General features: G+C 44.9%; 18 protein-coding genes and 1 pseudogene. 12 read left to right on the plus strand and 7 right to left on the minus strand.

Translation table 11 applies throughout. The features are described 5' to 3' along the window. Positions 1-28: 28 nt before the first annotated feature. The 12 genes and pseudogenes from U5K35_RS11075 (at position 29) to U5K35_RS19710 (ending at position 14302) form a co-directional block, all read left to right on the plus strand. Positions 29-1612 carry an NADH-quinone oxidoreductase subunit M gene (locus tag U5K35_RS11075; RefSeq protein WP_322571525.1) on the plus strand — a complete coding sequence of 528 codons (1584 nt, stop codon included), beginning with the start codon at positions 29-31 and terminating at the stop codon, positions 1610-1612. 64 nt (positions 1613-1676) lie between these two features. Then, entirely contained in the window at positions 1677-2375 is a 699-nt protein-coding gene (locus tag U5K35_RS11080) for an NADH-quinone oxidoreductase subunit N (protein WP_322571526.1), read from the plus strand. A 1-nt stretch (position 2376) separates the two neighbouring features. Then, positions 2377-3168 (plus strand): NADH-quinone oxidoreductase subunit N, encoded by a 792-nt coding sequence (locus tag U5K35_RS11085; protein ID WP_322571762.1) that lies wholly within the window; start codon positions 2377-2379, stop codon positions 3166-3168. Between the two features lie 54 nt (positions 3169-3222). Beyond that, entirely contained in the window at positions 3223-3648 is a 426-nt protein-coding gene (locus tag U5K35_RS11090; protein ID WP_322571527.1) for a hypothetical protein, read from the plus strand. Positions 3649-3783: 135 nt separating this feature from the next. Beyond that, positions 3784-4236, plus strand: coding sequence for an Rrf2 family transcriptional regulator (locus U5K35_RS11095; protein ID WP_322571528.1), 453 nt, complete (start codon positions 3784-3786; stop codon positions 4234-4236). A 259-nt stretch (positions 4237-4495) separates the two neighbouring features. Then, on the plus strand, positions 4496-4960 hold the full coding sequence (locus tag U5K35_RS11100; RefSeq protein ID WP_322571529.1) for an Rrf2 family transcriptional regulator: 465 nt from the start codon (positions 4496-4498) through the stop codon (positions 4958-4960). A 57-nt stretch (positions 4961-5017) separates the two neighbouring features. Then, a complete protein-coding gene (gene nifJ, locus U5K35_RS11105) occupies positions 5018-8614 on the plus strand; it encodes a pyruvate:ferredoxin (flavodoxin) oxidoreductase (protein ID WP_322571530.1) in 3597 nt (1198 codons plus the stop codon). Positions 8615-8698: 84 nt separating this feature from the next. Then, a complete protein-coding gene (locus tag U5K35_RS11110; protein WP_322571531.1) occupies positions 8699-9706 on the plus strand; it encodes a dihydroorotate dehydrogenase-like protein in 1008 nt (335 codons plus the stop codon). A 243-nt stretch (positions 9707-9949) separates the two neighbouring features. Then, positions 9950-10300 (plus strand): 4Fe-4S binding protein, encoded by a 351-nt coding sequence (locus U5K35_RS11115; RefSeq protein WP_322571532.1) that lies wholly within the window; start codon positions 9950-9952, stop codon positions 10298-10300. Between the two features lie 50 nt (positions 10301-10350). After that, positions 10351-12198 carry a 2-oxoacid:acceptor oxidoreductase subunit alpha gene (locus tag U5K35_RS11120; protein ID WP_322571533.1) on the plus strand — a complete coding sequence of 616 codons (1848 nt, stop codon included), beginning with the start codon at positions 10351-10353 and terminating at the stop codon, positions 12196-12198. A gap of 2 nt (positions 12199-12200) precedes the next feature. Then, positions 12201-13223 carry a 2-oxoacid:ferredoxin oxidoreductase subunit beta gene (locus tag U5K35_RS11125; RefSeq protein ID WP_322571534.1) on the plus strand — a complete coding sequence of 341 codons (1023 nt, stop codon included), beginning with the start codon at positions 12201-12203 and terminating at the stop codon, positions 13221-13223. Positions 13224-13563: 340 nt separating this feature from the next. After that, positions 13564-14302, plus strand: a pseudogene (locus U5K35_RS19710) (SDR family NAD(P)-dependent oxidoreductase). 11 nt (positions 14303-14313) lie between these two features. Here U5K35_RS19710 and U5K35_RS11140 read toward each other — a convergent pair. From U5K35_RS11140 to U5K35_RS11170, 7 genes are all read right to left on the minus strand, one after another. Then, on the minus strand, positions 14314-14880 hold the full coding sequence (locus U5K35_RS11140) for a hypothetical protein (protein WP_322571536.1): 567 nt from the start codon (positions 14878-14880) through the stop codon (positions 14314-14316). Between the two features lie 205 nt (positions 14881-15085). Next, positions 15086-16420, minus strand: a complete 1335-nt coding sequence (gene ftsZ, locus U5K35_RS11145) for a cell division protein FtsZ (protein WP_322571537.1) — start codon at positions 16418-16420, stop codon at positions 15086-15088. 82 nt (positions 16421-16502) lie between these two features. Beyond that, the gene (gene ftsA, locus U5K35_RS11150) at positions 16503-17771 is read right to left on the minus strand and encodes a cell division protein FtsA (protein WP_322571538.1); all 1269 of its coding nucleotides are present in this window, start codon (positions 17769-17771) and stop codon (positions 16503-16505) included. Between the two features lie 51 nt (positions 17772-17822). Beyond that, a complete protein-coding gene (locus U5K35_RS11155; protein ID WP_322571539.1) occupies positions 17823-18581 on the minus strand; it encodes a cell division protein FtsQ/DivIB in 759 nt (252 codons plus the stop codon). Between the two features lie 8 nt (positions 18582-18589). Then, positions 18590-19999 carry a UDP-N-acetylmuramate--L-alanine ligase gene (gene murC / locus U5K35_RS11160; protein ID WP_322571540.1) on the minus strand — a complete coding sequence of 470 codons (1410 nt, stop codon included), beginning with the start codon at positions 19997-19999 and terminating at the stop codon, positions 18590-18592. Next, the gene (gene murG / locus U5K35_RS11165; RefSeq protein WP_322571541.1) at positions 19992-21155 is read right to left on the minus strand and encodes an undecaprenyldiphospho-muramoylpentapeptide beta-N-acetylglucosaminyltransferase; all 1164 of its coding nucleotides are present in this window, start codon (positions 21153-21155) and stop codon (positions 19992-19994) included. The genes murC and murG overlap by 8 nt, the downstream gene beginning before the upstream one ends. Next, positions 21155-22348 carry an FtsW/RodA/SpoVE family cell cycle protein gene (locus U5K35_RS11170; protein ID WP_322571542.1) on the minus strand — a complete coding sequence of 398 codons (1194 nt, stop codon included), beginning with the start codon at positions 22346-22348 and terminating at the stop codon, positions 21155-21157. Before U5K35_RS11170 ends, murG begins: the two co-directional genes overlap by 1 nt. Positions 22349-22356 lie beyond the last annotated feature (8 nt).

Genomic DNA, 22356 nt, shown 5'->3' on the forward strand with positions numbered 1-22356 from the left:
AAGAAAACCTTAATGGAACGCTAAGAATATGGAATTTCAATTGTTTGGCATCGGTATTTTGACATGGATTGTATTTCTCCCCATTGTGGGAATGATCATCATACTGCTCCTACCGGATCAAAGTAAAAAAGCAATACGATGGACTGCCGCTGCAGTAACGGGGCTACAGGTTGTGTTGGCCGGTGTGATCTACAGTCTGTTTGACCGGTCAATGGTGGGAATCAACGAGGCGGAAAGCTTCCAGTTTGTGGAGAAATTTAGCTGGATTACCGTAGATGCGGTTCCTTGGGTTGGCAGGATAGAAATAAACTACTTCCTGGGAATTGACGGTCTTAGCGTGTTGATGGTGATCCTGGCATCTATAATTGGTTTGATTGGGGTTATTTCATCCTGGAATATTGAGAAGATGACCAAAGGTTACTTTGCTCTCTATCTGCTTCTTGTAACCGGTATGATGGGCGTGTTTGTCTCGCTCGATTTCTTCCTCTTTTTCATCTTCTGGGAAGTGATGTTGCTGCCGATGTACTTCCTGATCGGACTTTGGGGCGGGCCGAGACGTGAATATGCAGCTATAAAGTTTTTCCTCTATACATTTTTCGGCGGAGTGTTGATGATGCTGGTGATGCTTGCTCTCTACTTTAGTGTTGCATATACAGATGCAGCCACGGGAGAGTCGGTTCACACCTTTAACATGCTGCACATGATGAACCCGGAGAACTACGTTGACGGTTCAATTCTATCGGGTGTGGATACCACATGGCGATATGTAGCCTGGCTTGCGCTGTTTATTAGTTTTGCGATTAAAATTCCGCTCTTTCCATTCCACACCTGGCTGCCCGATGCCCACGTGGAAGCGCCAACTCCGATCAGTGTAATTCTGGCCGGTGTTCTGCTGAAACTGGGAACCTACGGTCTCCTGAGAATCAGTTTCCCAATCTTCCCCGACGGTACCGAATACTTTGTCTACCTGATGGCGGCTCTGGGGATGATCAGTATTATTTACGGTGCTTTCTGTGCCATGGCGCAGGACGATTTCAAGAAGCTGATTGCCTACTCATCCATTAGCCACATGGGGATTGTAGTGATCGGTATTGCTGCGCTGAACACCCAGGGTATGGTTGGCGGTGTGCTGCAGATGTTTAACCACGGTATTATTACAGCTGTTCTGTTCCTCGCGGTAGGCGTTCTTTACGATCGAACACACACACGCGGACTTTATGACTTTGGCGGTATTGCGAATCAGATGCCGAAATATACCGGAATTGCCATGGTCGGCCTGTTTGCGGCATTAGGCCTGCCCGGACTGAATGGATTTGTGAGTGAGCTTTTCTCATTCCTCGGCGCATTTGAAGCGTACCGGTGGATTACAATCATCTCGGTATTCGGAATCATTCTTACAGCCGGATATATCCTCTGGACAATTCAGAGAATATTTTTGGGCAACCTGCAGGAGAAGCATAAATCTCTTGAAGATTTGACTCTGCGTGAGATGCTGGCATTCGTGCCGCTCATCATCCTCATCATACTGCTCGGAATCTATCCGGCTCCGGCCATTGAGTTGATGAATGCCTCACTGAGTCATCTTGTGGAGTTTGTAACAAACGGTGGGTAACAAATTTGTCATCAAAGAAATTAAATGCCCGTTAGGGCGACTAACTTAGAAGAGATTCTTGAACATGGTTGACAATATTTTAAATAGCATAATCCATTTTTACCCGGAGATAGCGATTGTGGTGACCCTCTGTGCGATCATCATCGGGGACCTGTTTATTAAACGAAAAGGGCATACCGGTGGGTGGATATTGCTGGCCGGCATGATTATAACGGGTTTTCTGCTGATGGCTCAAACCGGCTGGAGCAGCTCGATATTTTTCGACATGATAGCTGTAGATCCGTTTGCTCTCTATTTTAAACTACTCATTACGCTTGCCACGATATTTGTAATCCTGTTTTCAATGAAGTCTCGCGAATTGGATGAGTACTCAAATCGCATCAGCGAATATTACATGTTGATGGCCGGGATGGTTCTGGGAATGTTTCTGATGGTCAGTTCAACCAATTTACTGCTGATGTATCTGGCGTTCGAAATGACCAGTATCAGCTCCTACGTTCTTGTTGGATTTACAAAGAAATCGGATAAATCATCTGAAGCATCGATGAAGTACATCATCTATGGCTCTGTGGCTTCAGGCATTATGATCTACGGAATTTCACTGCTTGTAGGATTGACAGGTGCTACCGATATCTATGCAATAAATGAGGCGTTAGCCGGTGGGCTTGATCAGTCCTTGTTGCTCACAATATCCATTATCATGGTGATTGCCGGTCTTGGGTTTAAAATTGCCATCGTTCCCGTTTCACTTCTGGGCGCCTGATGTGTACGAGGGGGCACCGATTACCATAACGGCATACTTGTCGGTAGCATCAAAAATTGCTGCGCTGGCAATGACCATTCGCTTTTTTAGAATATCATTCTTCGAGCTGAACGCATCTGAAACCGTTGCAATCTGGAGTATGCTGGATGGATTCAACTGGAATATGATATTGGCCCTTCTTGCCGCACTGGCAATGATTGTGGGTAATCTATCTGCCTTGAGGCAAGATAATATTAAGCGAATGCTGGCGTATTCCAGCATTGCTCATGCCGGTTATATTTTGATGGGCTTTGTAATTTTGACAAACGAAGGTTTATCAGCAATCATGATCTACGTGTTTGTCTATCTGTTTATGAATCTGGGAGCCTTTTACGTTGCGATGTTATTTTCAAATAAAACGGGAACGGAATCTATAGAAGAATACAAAGGCCTGGGCCATCGCGCTCCCCTGATGGGTGTGTCTATGACTGTATTTCTGGTGGCGTTAACCGGTTTTCCACCTACAGCAGGATTTATTGCCAAGCTTTACATTTTTGGCGCGGCAGTAAGTGCGGGCTGGATTTGGTTGGTTTTGATCGCCGGTATTACCACGGTGATTTCACTTTTTTACTATATCCGGGTTGTTCGAAACATGTATTTCTTTAAACCCGAAGAGAGTGCCGGAAAACTGGAATTTGATGCCGGTACGAAAATTATTCTGATGCTGTTGCTTATACCGACACTGCTGTTTGGAGTTTACTTCACTCCAATATTTGATATGGCTCGTAAATCTATTCAAATGTTTGGCATGTAAGTAGAAGGAAAAGTTCAGAATGCAAGCTATCGCTTAACTTAAGACCCAAGAATTATGAGTAACAATAAAATCAAAGAGTTATTCAAACAGGCTGATTCTGAGCTTTACAATGCCCGAAATGAACTCTATAAACCGGCCGAAGATGTAGTGAACTACTCTGTATGTGTATTTGCAAGAAGTGCACTCTACAGATTTATTTACTGTCTGTATCTGCTTTATACGGAAGAAAACGGTGATACACCCGAAGAGGAACTCACAATGGAGCAGATGATGGAGTATGTTAATCAGTTCGATTCAAAAGCAGTGGAAATCGATTTTTCCAATGTTCATTGTAAGTCGAAAGTGGAAGTGACCGAAACCAGAGACGACATATTTTTCTGTAACAGTGTAAATCATGTGAAATATTGCACTGATACGGCAGACAAAGTCAGAGAAATTGTGATTGAAAAAGCCTGGGGCTCGTTAGCTGAAGAGCAGTAAACGGCATTTTAAAAAAAGCTTGATATTATTTGCACAGGCAATTTTGTATATTCAGCTCTAAAATAGTTATATCCCAGCCTAAGATAGGATGTAACAAAGGAGTGAATCCAATCCTTAATATCTAATCAGATCAAAATGTTCTCGACTTCATGTCACTATGGCTTGCAAGCCATGATTTATATAGCGCTGCACTCTACAAATGATAAAAATGTAGATCTGGGGCAGATTGCCGAAAAACAGGATATACCCAAGCATTTTCTCAGTAAAATTCTGCAGATGCTGGTAAAAAATGGATTGCTAAATTCTATGAAAGGGCCAACCGGTGGATTTAGCTTGAGCCGCCCCGCAGATGATATCACACTGATCGAAGTGATTGATGCTATTGACGGCCTGGATGTATTTACACAGTGCGGAATTGGCTTTAAAAGATGTGATGATGATCACCCATGCCCGATTCATAACGAATACAAGCAGGTACGAAATAATATCCGCGAACTGTTTGAAAACAAAACACTTCTTGAACTTTCCGAGGATATCGAGAGTGGAGACAGCATTGTGAGCCTGGGAAAACCTTTAAACAAGGATTAAACCCTGTGCAATTAAAGATACAGGTATCTTTAAATACCTTGATATCTTTGAGTTAGCAGCTTGTAATTTCGTAAAATGTTTTACACTGAAGTTGTAATGTGGATTCTTTTTTATTACTTTAATTTTAGAGTTTATTATCTAAATATCTATATAAAGGGTATCTAAGAGATGAGGTGAGATTTAAGCAAAAAGGAAGGTGGTTTTTTTTGTGAAAATTTAATCAAAGTCTGAACATCAATTTCCAACAAGATTAATCAGAATGTTTTCAGCCTCTTGCCATTATGGATTACAGGCGATGTTCTATATCGCTTGCCACTCTTCACAAGAGAAAAATGTGGAGCTGAGCGAGATTGCAGAAAAGCAGCATATTCCAAAACACTTTTTGAGCAAGATTCTGCAATCACTTGTGAAACAAAAATTGCTGGTTTCTATGAAGGGGCCTACAGGCGGATTTAAGCTCAGCAGGCCGGCAGATTCAATTCATATTGTGGATGTTGTGGAAGCCATAGATGGATTGGACATTTTTACTCAGTGCGGAATTGAATACAAAGAGTGTGATCCAAATGATCCGTGTCCGATCCATGATGAGTATCACAAGATGAGAGAGGAAGTGTACGATCTTTTTAAAACCAGAACGCTGGAAACCTTGGCCGAAGATCTGAAAAATGGAAACCGTCTTGCTGATATCATTAAACCTCCTCAAAAAGGAGCGAAAGAAAAATGATAAAGGAAAGACTGTCTACGATAAGAGTATCGATATAAAACCATCAAAGTAAATATTATGTCAAATCGAAAAGTTACACTAGATGCAAACGAAGCAACAGCATATGTTGCCCATAAAGTGAGTGAAGTTATTGCGATCTACCCGATTACGCCTGCTTCTCCAATGGGAGAGTGGTCCGATCAATGGTCGATGGCCGGTAAAAAGAATATCTGGGGAACCGTACCGGAAGTTATCGAACTTCAAAGTGAGGGTGGAGCTGCCGGTACCATGCACGGAGCTCTTCAAACCGGGGCGCTGACCACCACATTCACGGCGTCTCAAGGTTTACTGCTGATGATGCCTAACCTCTATAAAATTGCCGGTGAGCTGACGCCGGCCGTGGTTCACGTTGCATCCAGAACTGTAGCAACTCACGCACTCTCTATTTTTGGTGATCACAGTGACACCATGGCGATGCGAATGACAGGTATGGCGATATTGAGCTCGAACAGCGTACAGGAAGCCATGGATATGGCTCTGATATCACACGCTGCCACGCTCGAAACCCGAATACCGTTTCTCCACTTTTTTGATGGTTTTAGAACGTCACACGAGGTACAGAAAATAGATCAGATTCCTGTTGAAGTGATGGAGCAGCTGATCAATGACGACAAAATTATTGAGCACCGAAACCGCGCATTAACACCGGATAACCCGCTACTTCGGGGTACTGCACAAAATCCGGATGTCTTTTTCCAGGCTCGCGAAACCGGGAATAAATATTACAATGAAGCACCCGGGCTGGTACAGAAAACAATGGATCAGTTTGGTGAATTAACCGGCAGATCTTATAAACTGTTTGAATATCACGGACCGGAAGACGCGGAAAAAGTAGTCGTTCTGATGGGATCAGGCGCGGAGACAGCTCACGAAGCTGTAGATAAAATGAATAAAAACGGTGAGAAAGTAGGACTGATTAAAGTCAGACTGTTCAGACCGTTTAGCATGCGCCATCTGATTGAATCACTGCCTGATAGCATAAAAGGAATTGCGGTACTCGATCGTACAAAAGAACCGGGAAGTGCCGGAGAACCGCTTTATAACGATGTTGTTTCAACGCTTCAGGAGAATAAGGTAGAGGGCTGGAAATCGCTGCCTGCTGATCTGAAAGTAATTAACGGCCGGTACGGACTCTCTTCCAAAGAGTTTACACCGCCCATGGTGAAACGCATTTTTGATGAGCTGGATAAGGATAAGCCCAAAAATCATTTCACAATCGGAATTAACGATGATGTGACACACACCAGCCTTGAATACAGTACCAACGGCTGGGACAGTGATGAAGAGGTTTTTGAGGGACTATTCTATGGATTGGGAGCGGACGGTACGGTGAGTGCCAACAAGAACTCCATTAAGATTATTGGTAACAATACCGATAATTACGCGCAAGGCTATTTTGTGTACGATTCCAAGAAATCGGGAGCAACGACGGTTTCCCACCTGCGTTTCGGTCCAAACCCGATTCGGTCGGCATACCTGATTGACAAAGCCAATTTTATAGCCTGTCATCAGTTCCAGTTTTTGAATCAGCTGGATATGCTGAAGAAGGCCCGAAAAGGATCAACGTTCCTTCTCAATGCACCTTATGAAAAGGATGAAGTGTGGGATCAGCTGCCCAAGAAAGTACAGGAGCAGATTATTGAAAAGGAGCTGAAATTTTACAGTATTGATGCATATAAAGTAGCCCGGGAAAATGGAATGGGCACTCGCATCAACACGGTAATGCAGACCTGCTTCTTTGCCATTTCTGATATACTTCCACGGGATGAAGCGATTCAGCTGATCAAAGATGGAATCAAGAAAGCCTATGGAGCCAAAGGGGAGAAAATACTTCAAAGCAACTACAAAGCGGTTGATAACTCTATTGAGAATCTGTTTGAAGTTCCTGTACCTAAAGAGGCAACCTCCAAACAGGAGATGCGTCCTGCTGTTCCTGAAGAAGCACCTGAGTTCGTTCAAAGAGTGATTGCTGAAATTATATCCGGAAACGGAGACGATTTGCCTGTAAGCGCATTTGAAGCCGACGGTACGTTCCCAACCGGAACCACCAAATGGGAGAAACGAAATATCGCACATGAGATACCTGTACTGGAACCGGATATCTGTATACAGTGCGGTAAGTGCGCGCTTGTTTGTCCCCATGCTGTGATTCGAATGAAAGCATTTGACGGTGAACTGCTGGAAGCATCACCCGAAACGTTCAAGTATATGGATGCCAAAGGAAGGGAATGGCCTGAAGATACGAAAGTAAGTGTCCAGGTTTCTCCTGAAGACTGTACGGGATGTGAGCTTTGTGTTGAGGTTTGCCCTGCCAAAGATCGCAAACAAGTAGGCCGGAAGGCGCTTAATATGGCACCGATCGATCCGCTTCTGGAACAGGAGAAAGAGAACTGGAATTTCTTTGTAAATCTGCCGGAATACGATCGATCCAAACTCAAGGTTGAGACTGTAAAAGGATCTCAATTCCTGGAGCCGCTGTTTGAGTTCTCCGGCGCATGTGCGGGTTGCGGTGAAACGCCCTATATCAAACTGGTAACGCAGCTGTTTGGTGATCGAATGGTGATTGCCAACGCTACGGGTTGTTCCTCTATTTACGGAGGTAACCTGCCGGCTACGCCTTACACTAAAAACAGTCAGGGATTGGGCCCGGCTTGGTCTAACTCACTGTTTGAGGATAATGCAGAATTTGGCCTCGGTTTCAGGCTTACAATCGATAAACAAGCTGAACAGGCTCGTGAAATGCTTCAGAAGATGAACGGCCATGTAGACAAAAAACTGGTTGAGGATATCCTGAATGCCGATCAAACAACGGAGCCGGGAATTTATGAACAGCGGGAGAGAGTCGCCGCTTTAAAAGAGGCACTCGGTAAAACGGATGATTCTAAAGCCAAGATGCTGAACAGTATTGCTGACTACCTGGTTCGCAAGAGCGTCTGGATATTTGGCGGAGACGGATGGGCATACGACATCGGGTACGGCGGGCTGGATCATGTTCTTGCCAGCGGAAAGGATGTCAATATTCTGGTAATGGACACTGAGGTCTATTCCAACACAGGAGGTCAGTGCTCGAAAGCGACGCCGCTCGGAGCGGTAGCGAAATTCGCGGCAGCTGGTAAACGTACCGGTAAAAAAGATCTGGGACTGATGTCGGTTGCAGGCGGCCACGCATACGTAGCACGAGTAGCGATGGGGTCCAGCGACATGCAGTCAATAAAAGCTGTGCTTGAAGCGGAAAGTTATCCCGGACCATCCATCATCATAGCGTACAGCCACTGTATTGCACACGGTTATGATATGAAGTTTGGGCTGAATCAGCAGAAACTTGCTGTCGATTCCGGTTACTGGCCGCTATTCAGGTTTGACCCGAGAAAAGAGGAGGAGGGCAAAAATCCATTCCAGCTCGATTCAAAACCACCGAAAATAAATCTTGAGGATTACGCGTACAATGAAATGCGTTATCTGATGCTTGCAAAGTCTCAGCCTAAAGTTGCAAAACAGCTTATGACGCAGGCTCAGGCAGAAGTGAAAGAACAGTGGAGGGTATACGAAGAGATGGAAAAAGTATACGACCCTGTTAAGAAAAATGGTGAATCCGAAAACGGATCAGGCAAGTAACACCAAAACTATGAAGCCCGGGTTTTTCTGGATTCCTGACCCGGGCTCAATCAATAATTATTCTTTTATAAAACAGAACGCATTATGAATTTAGAGACGAAATATCTTGGACTGACCCTTAAGAATCCGCTTGTTCCATCAGCGTCACCGTTAACCAGTGAATTGGATACGGCAAAAAAACTTGAAGACGCCGGTGCATCGGCTTTGGTGATGTACTCTCTGTTTGAGGAGCAGATCACCCGCGAAAACGAGGCGCTGGATCACTTCATGACAACATCAGGAGACAGCTATGCTGAAGCCCTCAGTTACTTTCCTGAGCCGGATGAGTATCACAATCTGCATGCAGAAGACTACCTGGAGCAGATTCAAAATCTCAAAAAAACGGTTGATATCCCGATCATTGCCAGTCTGAACGGTGTATCGGAAGGCGGATGGATGGCGTATGCCAAAAAAATGGAAGATGCCGGAGCCGATGCCATTGAACTGAATATTTACTATATAGCGGCAGACCCTACACTTACATCCGAAAAAGTAGAACAGATGTATATCGATGATCTGAAAGCGGTGAAAGCGGCGGTTTCCATACCTGTTTCTGTAAAACTAAGTCCGTACTTCAGCGCCTTTGGCAACATGGCCACACGCCTGGAAAGTGCCGGTGCAGATGGACTGGTACTGTTTAACAGATTTTATCAGCCTGATATCGATCTGGAGGCAATGGACGTAAATCCTAATCTGAATCTGAGCAGCACCTTTGAGAAACGTCTGCCTCTTAGATGGATTGCCATGCTCAGACCGCACATAAAAGGCAGTTTGGCGGCAACAACCGGAATTCATACAGCACATGATGTGATAAAGATGATTCTGGCCGGTGCCGATGTAACCATGATGGCTTCCGCACTGCTATATGGCGGGCCTGATGCACTGAAATTTATGCTCAATGAGATGCAGGTCTGGATGGAAGAGAAAGAGTATGAATCGGTAGATGAGATGAGAGGTGCGATGAGTTCGGCTTCTGTGGCAGATCCGAGTGCTTTTGAACGAGCCAACTACATCAAGATTCTCCAGGGATTCAGAATGAAAGATATCAAATAGGGCAAGTTAGTTATAACTAGCTCATTTCTACCATAACATCAGTTATGAGCCTGTACCTAATCTATAGTGAATCTAAATTAAGCACTGAAGGCTTGATGATATTGGAAGCTGAAATAAATTTGGTTACTTTTATTTAGAGTTTTTTGTCTAAATATCTATTTATTCAAAAAAGACTGATTTATGACTCATATTGGAGTATATAAAGTATACACGATTTTAATTTTCACCTAAACAAATAGAACTATGGCTCTTTTTATAACAGACACTTGCATTAATTGTGGAGCGTGTGAACCGGAATGCCCGAATCAAGCTATTTACGAACCCGGCGCAGAGTGGACAATGGCTGAGGGAACCAGTGTTTCCGGAAATATAACTCTTCAAAACGGAAATGAAGTAGACGCAGATGAAATGCAGGAACCGCTTTCAGACGAGTTCTACTTTATAGTAACTGACAAGTGTACAGAGTGTAAAGGTTTCCATGATGAAGAGCAGTGCGTCGCTTTCTGTCCGGTACCCGACTGTATCATCACCCATCCTGAGCATGAAGAGAGTGAAGACGAGCTGCTGGAAAGACAGGCATTTCTTCACGGATAACAGAAATGAAGGGTTACCCTCTTCAATTTTAAATTTAAACACTCAGGCACATGGCAAATAATGTATTGACACCAACCATGCAAAAAGTGGTTGTTCGGTTTTCCGGCGATTCCGGCGATGGTATGCAGTTAACGGGTGATATGTTTTCTCAGGCATCCGGCCAGGCCGGTCTTGACCTGACAACCATTCCTGATTTTCCGGCCGAAATTCGTGCACCCCAGGGAAGTGTTGGCGGTGTATCGAGTTTTCAGATTCAATTTGGCGGAACGGAGATTTACACTCCCGGTGATGAAGTAGACGTACTTGTGGTAATGAACCCGGCTGCGTTAAAAGCGAATATCGGTATTCTAAAAAAGAGCGGTACAATAGTAGCCGATAAAGACAGCTTCACATCCAGAAATCTGAAAAAGGCGGATTACGAAACCAACCCGCTTGAAGACGATTCTCTTGCCGATTATAAAGTGATTGAGGCTCCGGCTACATCTCTTACAAAAGAGGCGTTAAAGGATCTTGGGCTTGAAAATCAGGCAATGACCCGCAGTAAAAATATGTTTGCCCTTGGTTTGGTGACCTACATGTTTGGCCGTCCATTGGACACACTCATCAATTTTATTGAGAAGAAGTTCAGAAAGAAACCGGTTTTGGTTGAAGCCAATAAACTGGCTCTGGAAGCCGGCTTCAATTTTGCATTGAATACGCAATTAATTGGAACATCCATCATCATTCCGCCTGCTAAAATGCAGAAAGGAACGTACCGCAATATTGATGGAAATACAGCTATAGCCTGGGGATTTTTAGCGGCATCAGAAAACAGCGGCAGAAAACTGTCTCTCAGCTCTTATCCGATTACACCGGCTTCAGAAATATTGCATGAACTATCTGCCCGAAGAGATATGGGAGCCATTGTCTTTCAGGCGGAGGATGAGATTGCGGCTGTTTGTGCAGCGATTGGTGCATCATTTTGTGGGAATCTCTCAATTACAACAACTTCAGGGCCGGGGTTATCACTCAAATCAGAAGCGATCGGTTTGGCTGTAATATCAGAAATACCTTTGGTAATTGTGAACGTGCAGCGTGCAGGCCCATCTACCGGTTTGCCTACCAAAACAGAACAGAGCGATTTAAATCAGGCTCTTTACGGACGCCACGGTGATGCTCCACTGGTAGTGATGGCAGCAAGTTCACCGGATGACTGCTTTTTTTACAGCTATGAGGCGGCGCGATTTGCAATGGAGCACTCCACGCCGGTTATTCTATTGTCTGATACCTATTTGGCCAGTGGTACAAGTCCTTGGAGGGTACCTGAAAACGGAGATCTGCCCGATATTAAAATCAAGGAATTTGAAGGCAGTGCAGAAGATTGGCAACCATATGTTCGTGATTCTGAATTTCTGACCCGTTACTGGAAAGGACCGGGAGATAAAGGATTTGAACATCGTATCGGTGGTCTGGAGAAACAGATTGATACAGGTAATCTGACCTATGAGCCAAAAAATCATGAGAAGATGACTAAGATTCGTGAAGAGAAGATCGCGAGAATTGCTAAAAAACTACCGAGACAGAGTGTTATAGGTGCTCAATCCGGAAAGTTACTGGTTGTTGGCTGGGGAAGTACGCATGGTGCTATCAACACGGCGGTAACGGAACTGCTGGAAGAGGGTGAGGAGAGTATTGGTTTTTCACACTTCAACTACATCAATCCGTTGCCTGAAAATACCGAAGAGATATTTAGTCGTTTCGATCAGATTCTTGTATGTGAGTTAAACAACGGACAGTTTGCGAACTATCTGAAGACGAAGTTTCCTCATATTAAATACAAGAAATTCAACAAGATTCAGGGACAGCCTTTCTTCACCTCTGAGATCAAAGCTGAAATCATTAATACCCTAACCAATTAGTTATGCAGACTGACGTAAAAGATAAAAAAAACGTATTGACCCGTAAGGATTTTGCGAGCGATCAAAATGTACGATGGTGTCCGGGCTGCGGTGATTATATGATTTTGGCCAATATGCAGAAAACGTTCGCCCAGATGGATCACGCGAAAGAGGATTTTCTGAGTGTATCGGGAATCGGTTGTTCATCCAGAATAACCTACTATCTGGATACCTATGGAATTCACTCCATTCACGGACGAGCTATAGCTGTTGCTTCTGGCGCTAAACTGGCAAATCCCAATCTGAATGTTTGGGTTTCCACGGGAGACGGTGACTGTATGGCAATTGGTGGAAACCATTTCATACACGCCTGTCGCCGGAATATTGACCTGAATATCATCATCTTTAACAATAAGATTTACGGTATGACGAAAGGTCAATCCTCACCGACTACACCGGAGGGGACGAAGACCAAAACGGCTCCGGAAGGGGACTATGAAAATACGTTCAATATCGGTGAAGTAGCCATTGGGGCCGGAGCTACCTTTTTTGCACGTGTACCTGATAAAGATCCGAAATTGATGGAGCAGGTGATGATGGAGGCCTACAGGCATAAGGGTACATCTGTGATTGAGGTGCTTCAAAACTGTGTGATTTTTACAGATGGTATTCATGAACAGATTACCGGAAAAGACACCAAAGATGATAACCAGCTTGTTCTGGAACATGGAAAACCGATGGTGTACGGAAAGGATCAGCAGTACGGCTTAAAGCTGGAAGGAATGAAGCTTAAAAAAGCACCGTATGACGAAAATGATCCTACGTTCTTGAAGCACGATGCCCATGAAAATGATACGGCTCTGCAAATGGCTCTTGCTAAACTGGAACTTCCCGATTTCCCCGTTTCGATGGGCGTGATACGGAAAGCAAAAAGACCGAATTTCGATCAAACGGTTCATGATCGAATTGCCGATGTACGCGAAAGATCAACTTTTAAAACCACAAGCGATCTTTTCAGGAGTGGAAACACCTGGGATATCGAGTAATTATTTCTTGTTTGTTACTGCAATGTTCATTGTTTGGGGTGAACATACAGCCCGGGGCGGTTTACCGTCTCGGGCTTTTTTATGGGGTTTTACCATACAATAGGTTTAGTTGTAGACATATAGGAAGGACACCTTTTTTCTCCATTTTGTAGATGTCAATACTGTCTAAAATGATTCTCTGCAAAAATGATTAAATTTATATTCTAAAACAGTTTATTGACGATTTTACAACAGATTTTTCCAAAGTATCAGCGAAAATCTGCGATTATTTTTTGTCTGCGAGACTCTGCGAGAAACATCATTTGATCAAATATTTTGACTATAAGTAATCCATAAGTTTATGAATAGCACAGTTATTGTTACAGGAGCATCAAATGGGATTGGCAGGGCCGTGGCAAAAGCCTTTGCATGGAACTACTATAATGTGGTGATTGCAGATCTGGATAAAGAAAACGGAAACGCTCTGCAAGATGAGTTGTTAAGCGAGGGCAGGCAGGCGCAGTTTATTTATTGCGATGTTTCTAATCCCAAGTCCATTCAAAACCTGGTAAAGGAAGCTCTCAAGAGATATCCCAACAATTGATGTACTGATAAACAATGCAGGCATTTCCGAGTTTATTCGCCCGGACGAACTATCGGTTGAAAAATGGGATCAGATATTAAATACAAATCTGAGGGCAAGCTTTCTTCTGACTCGTGAAGTTGCACCGCACATGAAGAAAACGAAGAAGGGCTCAGTCGTAAACATTGCATCAACCCGTGCTTTGATGTCCGAAAAGGATTCAGAGGCGTACGCAGCATCAAAAGGAGGACTGCTGGCGCTAACGCACTCTCAGGCTCTTTCATACGCGGAAGATAACATCACGGTGAACTGCATCAGTCCGGGTTGGATCCATACCGGCGATTACGAGAAACTGCGCGACATCGATCACGAACAGCATCCATCCAAACGAGTGGGAAAACCGGAAGACATCGCAAGAGCCTGTCTATTTTTGACGGATCCCGAAAATGATTTCATTAATGGTGAAAACATAGTGATTGATGGCGGTATGACCCGTAAAATGATCTATGAGCATTGAGTCAATATAATCTACCGCAAAACAACAGGGCATTTTACTTCAGCGGGGACAATTTCTTCAACAACTTTGTCGTAATCAGCGATGAACTCAAATCGGCTCATTGCCATTTGATCTCTGATTCTTTGCGGATCATAGTTGTCTATGTACGATTTTGAGACCTTAAAACCTGCGATCCTTATTTTGTATCTGCCGGAAAGATAGGGCTCACCTTCAAACTCGTTACATTGCGGCGCCTCTTCCCATGCTTTCCGGAATGAAAAATCTTTTTCCAGCTGCTTCCAATTAATCACAAAATCCTTTGTTAACTCAAATTTGCAGGATTGATTGATGCCGCTCTCAAAGGTGATGGGCGAGTTTACAGAGGTTTGGTAAACTGTGCCGTTAATCGCCTTTTCACCGGTATAATAGTAGTGCAGGTCGTCCTCATGACTTAAAGTAAAGCCCGGATCTTCATCGGGCACACAGTAGCTGTAGTACGTTTGATTATGATCTTCAGCATCAGGTGAGTCCTCCACATGAAATATGAAGTAGATGCCTGCCATAAGAGTTAGTGTGGCTATTGCGATGAATGCTTTCATAAGCTGAAAGTGCTTATTTAAAAGTCTAAACTCAATTAAGATTCATTGAGGGGGGCTCACTCAAATTCATTGGCTTTATAGTGCCGAAAAAAGAAAAGGAGCCCCGGTCAAAGGAACTCCTTTTTGATTTAGCAATCTATAGTATAGGCAGAGAAAGCCTATCTATGGTTTCTAGCAATCATAAATCCGGTTCAGATAAGATGGATTAATCCATGATTTTTCTTAAGAAAGCGGGCTGCTCGGTATCACGCTTGTCGATGCGCTCATCCCGATTGGAAACGCTGGTGTTATCGTTGCTCGCCTTTTTACGTTCAATGGATTCGCGGTGCTGCATATCATCGTCTGCCTGCACCTCTTCCTGTGAACGCATGTGCTTAACCTCACGCCGGTGAATTGCCGGTGTGTCGAGGTTTTTGAGGTTCTTTTCACCTTTGTAATAAGGTCCATCCAGCGTGCTGCTGTGTCGCTTGGCAATGTCGCTCGCCTTTGGCAGGTTTGTGCTTTTGGTTTTCAAAGCTGAATCGCTGTTTTTGTTTGGTGCAACCCGAGCTTTTGTTTTGTCTTCGCTCAGTTCAAAACCTGTTGCAATCACTGTTACGCGCAACTCATCTTCAAAGGCGTCATCGAGTACCGTACCCAGTATGATTTCCGCATCATCACCGGCCTCCTGCTGGATGATACTGGTTGCCGTTGTGGTTTCACGCATTCCCAGGTTGGCACCTGCAGAGATATTCACCAGAACGTTGCGTGCGCCTCGAATACTCACTCCATCAAGCAGGGGAGAGTTGATCGCTTCACGCGCTGCAATCTCAGCTCTGTCCGGTCCGCTTGCAGTAGCAGAACCCATAATGGCGGCTCCACCGTCAATCATTGTTGTGCGAACGTCTGCAAAGTCAAGGTTGATCAGACCCGGCATTAAAATCAGATCCGAAATACCGCGTGTAGCATTGTAGAGGACGTGATTGGCCTGCTCAAAAGCTTCCATCAGCGATGTGTTCTCATCGGAAATATCGAGGAGTCGCTCGTTTGGAATCACGATGACGGTATCACAATTCTTCTTCAGTTCGGTAATACCTTCGAGAGCATATTTCATCCGAACTTTTCCTTCCACCAGGAACGGTGTGGTTACCACACCTACGGTAAGAATTCCTTTTCGTTTGGCGATTCCGGCAACAACCGGTGCGCCACCTGTACCTGTACCGCCGCCCATTCCGGCAGTGATAAAGATCATATCGGCCGAATCGACCGCTTCATCAATTTCATGGCGGTTCTCTTCAACTGCTTCCCGTCCAATCTCGGGACGTGCACCTGCACCCAGTCCGGATGTAAGGTTCGATCCAACCTGGATGGCCACGTCGGCCGAGTTATTTTTCAGTGCCTGTGCGTCAGTATTTAATGCGATATATTCAACGCTGTTCAATCCTTTACGGATCATATTGTTGATGGCGTTTCCGCCTCCGCCACCGACTCCGATGACTTTTATCTTCGCATTATCCTGACCTTTCTCGTCAAAACTAAAGCGTGTGTTATTGTATTCCATGGTTACTCCTTATTTATGATTGCTAATGTGTGTTGTCTGTAGATTGCTATTTGTTGTTTCTCACTGTTCGACTATCCTTCGATCAGAGTTCTCTAAACCAGCTCTTCATGCGTTGTGTGATGCTGTTCATCACTTTCTCCACACCTGAACCTTTTGTGGATGAAGGCACTATCGCTTGGTTCTCCGGACCTCCGGATTTTATAGCGTGAAGCACAAGGCCCACACTGGTTGCATAAATCGGGCTGTTTACTTCTTCAATCAGGCCTCCTGAGAGTCCCAACGGTTTCCCGATTTTAGCATCAATCCCCAGAACCTCGTTGGCCAGGGGGCAGATGTTCTTAATCAGAGCTCCACCGCCGCTCAGCACAATACCGGCGCTAAGTGAATCCGCATAACCGCTGCGTTTCACCTCAATGGCGATAATCTCTAAAATTTCTTCCATTCTGGCCTGTATGATTTTGGCCAGAATACTTTTTGTAATCTCTTTGGGCGGACGTCCCGCAATACCGGGAATAGTGATCGACTCATCTTCCTCGATCATATCCACAAAGCACTCACCGTGCTGCTGCTTCAATTTCTCGGCCTGATCGTCGAGTACACTCAAACCAACCCGGATGTCGTCCGTAACCTTTTTACCGGCAATGGCGATAACCGCGGTATGACGGATAGTGTTGTCCTGAAAAACGGCCAGATCGGTTGTTCCGCCACCGATGTCAACAAGAACCACACCGGCTTCTTTCTCTTCATCGTCAAGAACGGCGTAAGAACTTGCAAGCGGTTCAAGGATGATGTCTGCTACCTGGAAACCGGCACGCTCCACGCATCGGTAGAGATTTTTCGCCGCGGAAACCAAGCCCGTGATAATGTGAACTTCAGCCTCCATACGGATTCCGCTCATTCCCACGGGATCGCTGATTCCATCCTGGCCATCAACTACAAATTCCTGCGGTATCACGTGCAGAATCTGCTGATCCGGCGGCAGCATGATGCGCTGGCAGTCTTCAAGCAGACGCTCCACATCGTGTACCGTAATCTCTTTATCCTTATTGTTGATGGTGATCACACCCTTACTTCGAATGCTTCGGATATGATCGCCGGCAATTCCCACATTCACGGAATTGACTTCGATACCGGATGCGAGCTGAGCCTGCTCTACAGCGGTTTTAATGGCCTGAACCGTCTTGTCGATATTCACGACCACACCTCGGTTCAATCCTTCACTCGGGGCTTTTCCAACACCCAGAATGTGAATTCTGTCCTGTTCATCAATGGAGGCCACAACTGCACAAACTTTTGTGGTGCCAATGTCGAGGCCTACTACAATTCGTTCATTTTCATTTTCTATTTCCATAAGTCTACCTGCTTGTCTTGTTTGATTGCTAAATCAGTGTTATTGGGGTTACTATTCTTTGGTGACCACCTGGTTTCTAAACCGGAGATCGATCTGGGTGAATGCCTCGATTCCCTTCGTCGAGATCACTTCACCGTAAAATGCCTGCCAGTGTTTGAGCCGTGTTTCAAAATCTGAGTGGCCAAACAGCAGCTTCACTCCGTTTTCTGCCGTGAGGGCTACTACTCCTTCACGTTCGTTCCACGCCACTTCGCTGATGGTTATCCATCCGAAGCGATTCTCTCGTGCCGCGGTTAAAAATTCTTCTACCTGGCTGAAAGCATCCGTTTTTAACGTATCACTTAGCGGTTCAGCAGCAAATCCGTAAACCAGTGGTACATCTTCTGCTTTTTCGGGTATAATTGGCAGTTTTACACCGCCTTCCGATACATAGCTTCGTTTACTTCCATCCATCAAAAGGGCAAGAGGTTTACGTTCGGTTACATTAAACTGCAGTTTTCCGCGATATCCCATCGTTACATTTACTTCTACAATGTAGGGCAGAGAACTGACTGAATTTATGAGCAATCCGAAATCAACGCTGTCTGCCATCATCCCAACCGGAGTGATTTCAGCAATGGTAGCCTCAAGCTCTTCGGTTGAAGTAAAGTGGTGTCCTGTGAAGTCCACATCGGTAATTTTGGTATTCTGTTCAAAATAAAATCCACCTAGAACAGCCATGCCCACAATAAAGAATACTCCGGCAATCAGCGTTACAGGACGCTTTGTTTCCTTAGAATTCTGTTTGCTATGTGATTTTTTCTTGCTCAAAAAGAGTTCTATTTCTGTTTAATTAATTCAGTAAACTGTTCGCCAAATTTGTAAATATCACCGGCTCCCATTGTAATGACGATGTCGCCTTCTTCTACAATACCCATCAGCCGTGATGGTAAATCCCGTTTATCGCGTACATAGTGCACATCGCGATGTCCATAGGTTTTAGCAGTGTCAGCAATTAGCTTTCCGGTTACACCCTCAATCGGTTTTTCCCTGGAGGGATAGATATCCGTTACAACCAGTACTTCCGCATCAAAGAAGGAGAGTCCAAACTCCTGATGCATCTCCTGAGTACGCGAGTAGAGGTGGGGCTGAAAAACTGCCACAATCCGTCTGTCTTCCCAGCCACGTCGTGCCGCTTTAATTGTGGCCTGAACTTCGGTGGGATGATGGGCGTAGTCGTCAATAACCAGAATATTTTTCTCATCCATCTTAGGCTGGAAACGTCGGAAAACGCCTTTAAATCGCTCCAGGCCTTTTTTGATATCTTCAAACTCCATTCCCAGCTCAAGGCCGATTGCTACCGCAGCCAATGCATTTTTAATATTGTGATCACCGGGTGCCATCAAGGAAATTTCGCCGAGCGGCTCTTCCTGATAGAGAACGGTAAATGTACTTCTGAAACCATTTTGTCCGGCATTAATGGCTCTTACTTCTGCCTGAGGAGTAAATCCGTAAGTAATCGTTCTTCGTTCTATTTCAGGGAGTATACTTCTCACATTTGGATCGTCCAGACAGACAATAACGGCGCCGTAAAATGGCACCTTGTTGGCAAATTCGATGAAAGCCTCTTTCACATCTTCCAGATCTTTATAGATATCCAGATGTTCAGCTTCAATATTGGTAATAACAGCCATCGAAGGGGAGAGGCGAAGGAATGTTCGGTCAAATTCATCCGCTTCAACAATAACAATGTCTCCTTTTCCGACAACAGCGTTGGTTTTGTCGAAACTGTGTACGCGACCGCCTACAATAATTGTGGGATCAAAATTACCATCCTGAACCACGTGTCCGGCCAGGGTAGTGGTGGTTGTTTTTCCGTGCGTGCCGGCAATGCCGATTCCGTACTTCATTCTCATTAGCTCAGCCAGCATTTCGGATCGCTTGATAACCGGGATTTGAGCAGCTAAAGCAGCTTTTGTCTCTTCATTCTCATCGGCTTTAACGGCACTGGTGTAAACCACTACATCTGCACCTTCGATGTTGGAGGCGCTATGACCTTTAAAAATCTTGGCTCCAAGTTCTTCCAATCGCTCAGTAGTGTCGCTCAGGTTGCTATCTGAACCCGTAACACTGTAACCCCTGAGAAGTAAAATCTCAGCAATTCCGCTCATACCGATTCCCCCAATACCCACCATGTGGATCTGTTTGGTTCGGCCAAATACGGGTTGTGTTTGAATCTTGTTACTCATGTGTCTGTTTCTGTGCAATTGTGAAAATTTCTTTTGCGATCGTATTGGCAGCTTCCGGTTTCGCCAGTGATTTCATGGCTTCATTCATTTTCTGTAGGCGTTCCCGGTCTTTTATCAAATTTGTTATGGTGACTGAAAAATTTTCTTCAATGTCGGACTCCTCAAGTAGTTCAGCAGCTCCTGTTTCTACCATCGATTTTGCATTTTTTGCCTGATGATCTCCGGCTACATTGGGAGAGGGCACCAAAACGGCCGGCTGACCAAGCAGCATTAATTCGCTGCAGGTTCCCGCACCGGCTCTTGTCACTACCAAATCAGCAGCACCGTACGCTGCCGGCATATCGTCAATAAACTGGGTTAATCTCAAATTTGGATAGGAGTCTGTGTCAATCTGCTCCTTAAGGTTGCTGTAGTATCGTTTTCCACACTGCCAGATGATTTGAAGACCGGCTTCATTGTGGAGATAATCCAGCTCTTTTTGCATAATGTTGTTCAGCGCCAGTGCTCCGCCGCTTCCGCCTAAAATCAGCAGGACCGGTGCATCCGAATTAAAACCAAAGGTTTTACGAGCGTCAGTTGAATCACTCTGTTTGAGCTGTCCTCTTACCGGATTTCCGCTAAGCTTGATTTTATCTTTTGGCAGATAGTTTTCTGCGTCTTCAAATGCTGTAAAAATGGTGACAGCGTGTTTAGCTAAAAGCCTGTTTGTTACTCCCGGATAGCTGTTCTGCTCCTGAATGACAATAGGAACGTCAAATTTTGCGGCAACCCAGCCGATGGGTCCGGCAGCAAATCCGCCACACGCAACCATTACATCCGGTTTGAATTTTTTGATAATCGAAAAACTCTGAACAATGCTGGTTAACAGCTTGAATGGGAATAGCAGGTTTTGAGGAGTTAATCGCCGGTGAAATCCGCTGATCCAGACACTTTTAATATCATAACCCGATTTTGGCACAGCTTCCCACTCCATACGGTCTCGCGTTCCTACGAACAATATTTCCGCTCGTTCATCCATCTTACGAACAGCATCCGCAATGGCAATCGCCGGATAGACGTGTCCACCCGTACCGCCGGCTGCAAGCAAAACCCGGATGGGTTCTGCTGCAGCTGTGCGGGTGTCTGTGGATGATATGTTCGTTGTGGCAGTTGTCATTAACCGTTATAAAATCTGTTTTGAATCTGTCTGTTGTGTTTCGAAATGTTGAGTAAAATTCCAATCATCACTCCGGCAAAAAGCATACTGGTACCTCCGTAGCTGATGAATGGCATCGGAAGCCCGGTAACCGGAAATAAGCCGGTAGCAACGGCGGCATTTACAAAACCATAAAGCGTAATCATCAGTGTGGCGCCAAGTGCCATCAATGTGCCGAGTACATCCGGTGCATAGCGTGCTATAACCCCAATGCCGCGGTACAGAATTACGATGAAAATGAGCATGACTGCCGAAGAACCGATGATTCCGTACTCCTCAGCGATGATCGCAAAAATAAAGTCATTATAGGGTGCCGGTAGAAAATCACGTTGAGTGCTTTTACCGATTCCGACACCTATCACTCCGCCACGGGCAATTGCGATGTGAGCCTGCTGTGCCTGATATCCGCTACTGGATTCAAGCCGTTCGCTATTAATATCTTTGACCTGGGTAATGTAGTTCGTTACACGACTGGTTCGCTCTGCTGAACTCAGTACCAACGCCGATCCGCCCGCTAAGCCAATCAAAATCAGTCCTAAAAGCTGAACAGAACTGATTCTACCCACAAACATCATGAAAACTGAAATACCCATCAGAATGGCCGCACTGCTAAAATCTTCGAGTGCGATCAGGAAGCAGGTAATGGTTACCCAGATTAAAATTGGTATGAAAGCTCGTTTGAAATCTTTGATGTAATCCTGTTTCTCATGAAGGAGAACGGCAACGTGAAGAATGAGGGCAATTGCAGCAAATGAAGAAGGCTGAAACGAAAACCCTGCTACAGACAGAGACCGACGTGCCCCGAATACCAGGTCACCGTAAACCATCACGGCTATTAACAAAATCCAGCTAAATACGACTGCTATTCGGCTAAAGCGGGCCAGTACCCGGTAGTTTATTTTTGAAGCAAAGATCATCGCTATAAGTGCGATTCCCAATTTAATCACATGGCTAAACACCAGTGATCCAGCCGTTGTGTTATGGGTTTGGGCGAAATAGGCAATTGAAGAGTAGACCGCGATTGCACCTACCATCATGAGCATAAATACACAGACAAGGATGATCCGGTCACTTCCCTGTACAGGAGTGTCAAGCTCTTCGCGTGTTGTACCGAAGATCGATCCTACTTTGCTATTTGGCGTTGTGTAATACAATGTCTGTT

The organism is Rhodohalobacter sp., from assembly GCF_034521535.1.
GTDB lineage: Bacteria > Bacteroidota > Rhodothermia > Balneolales > Balneolaceae > Rhodohalobacter.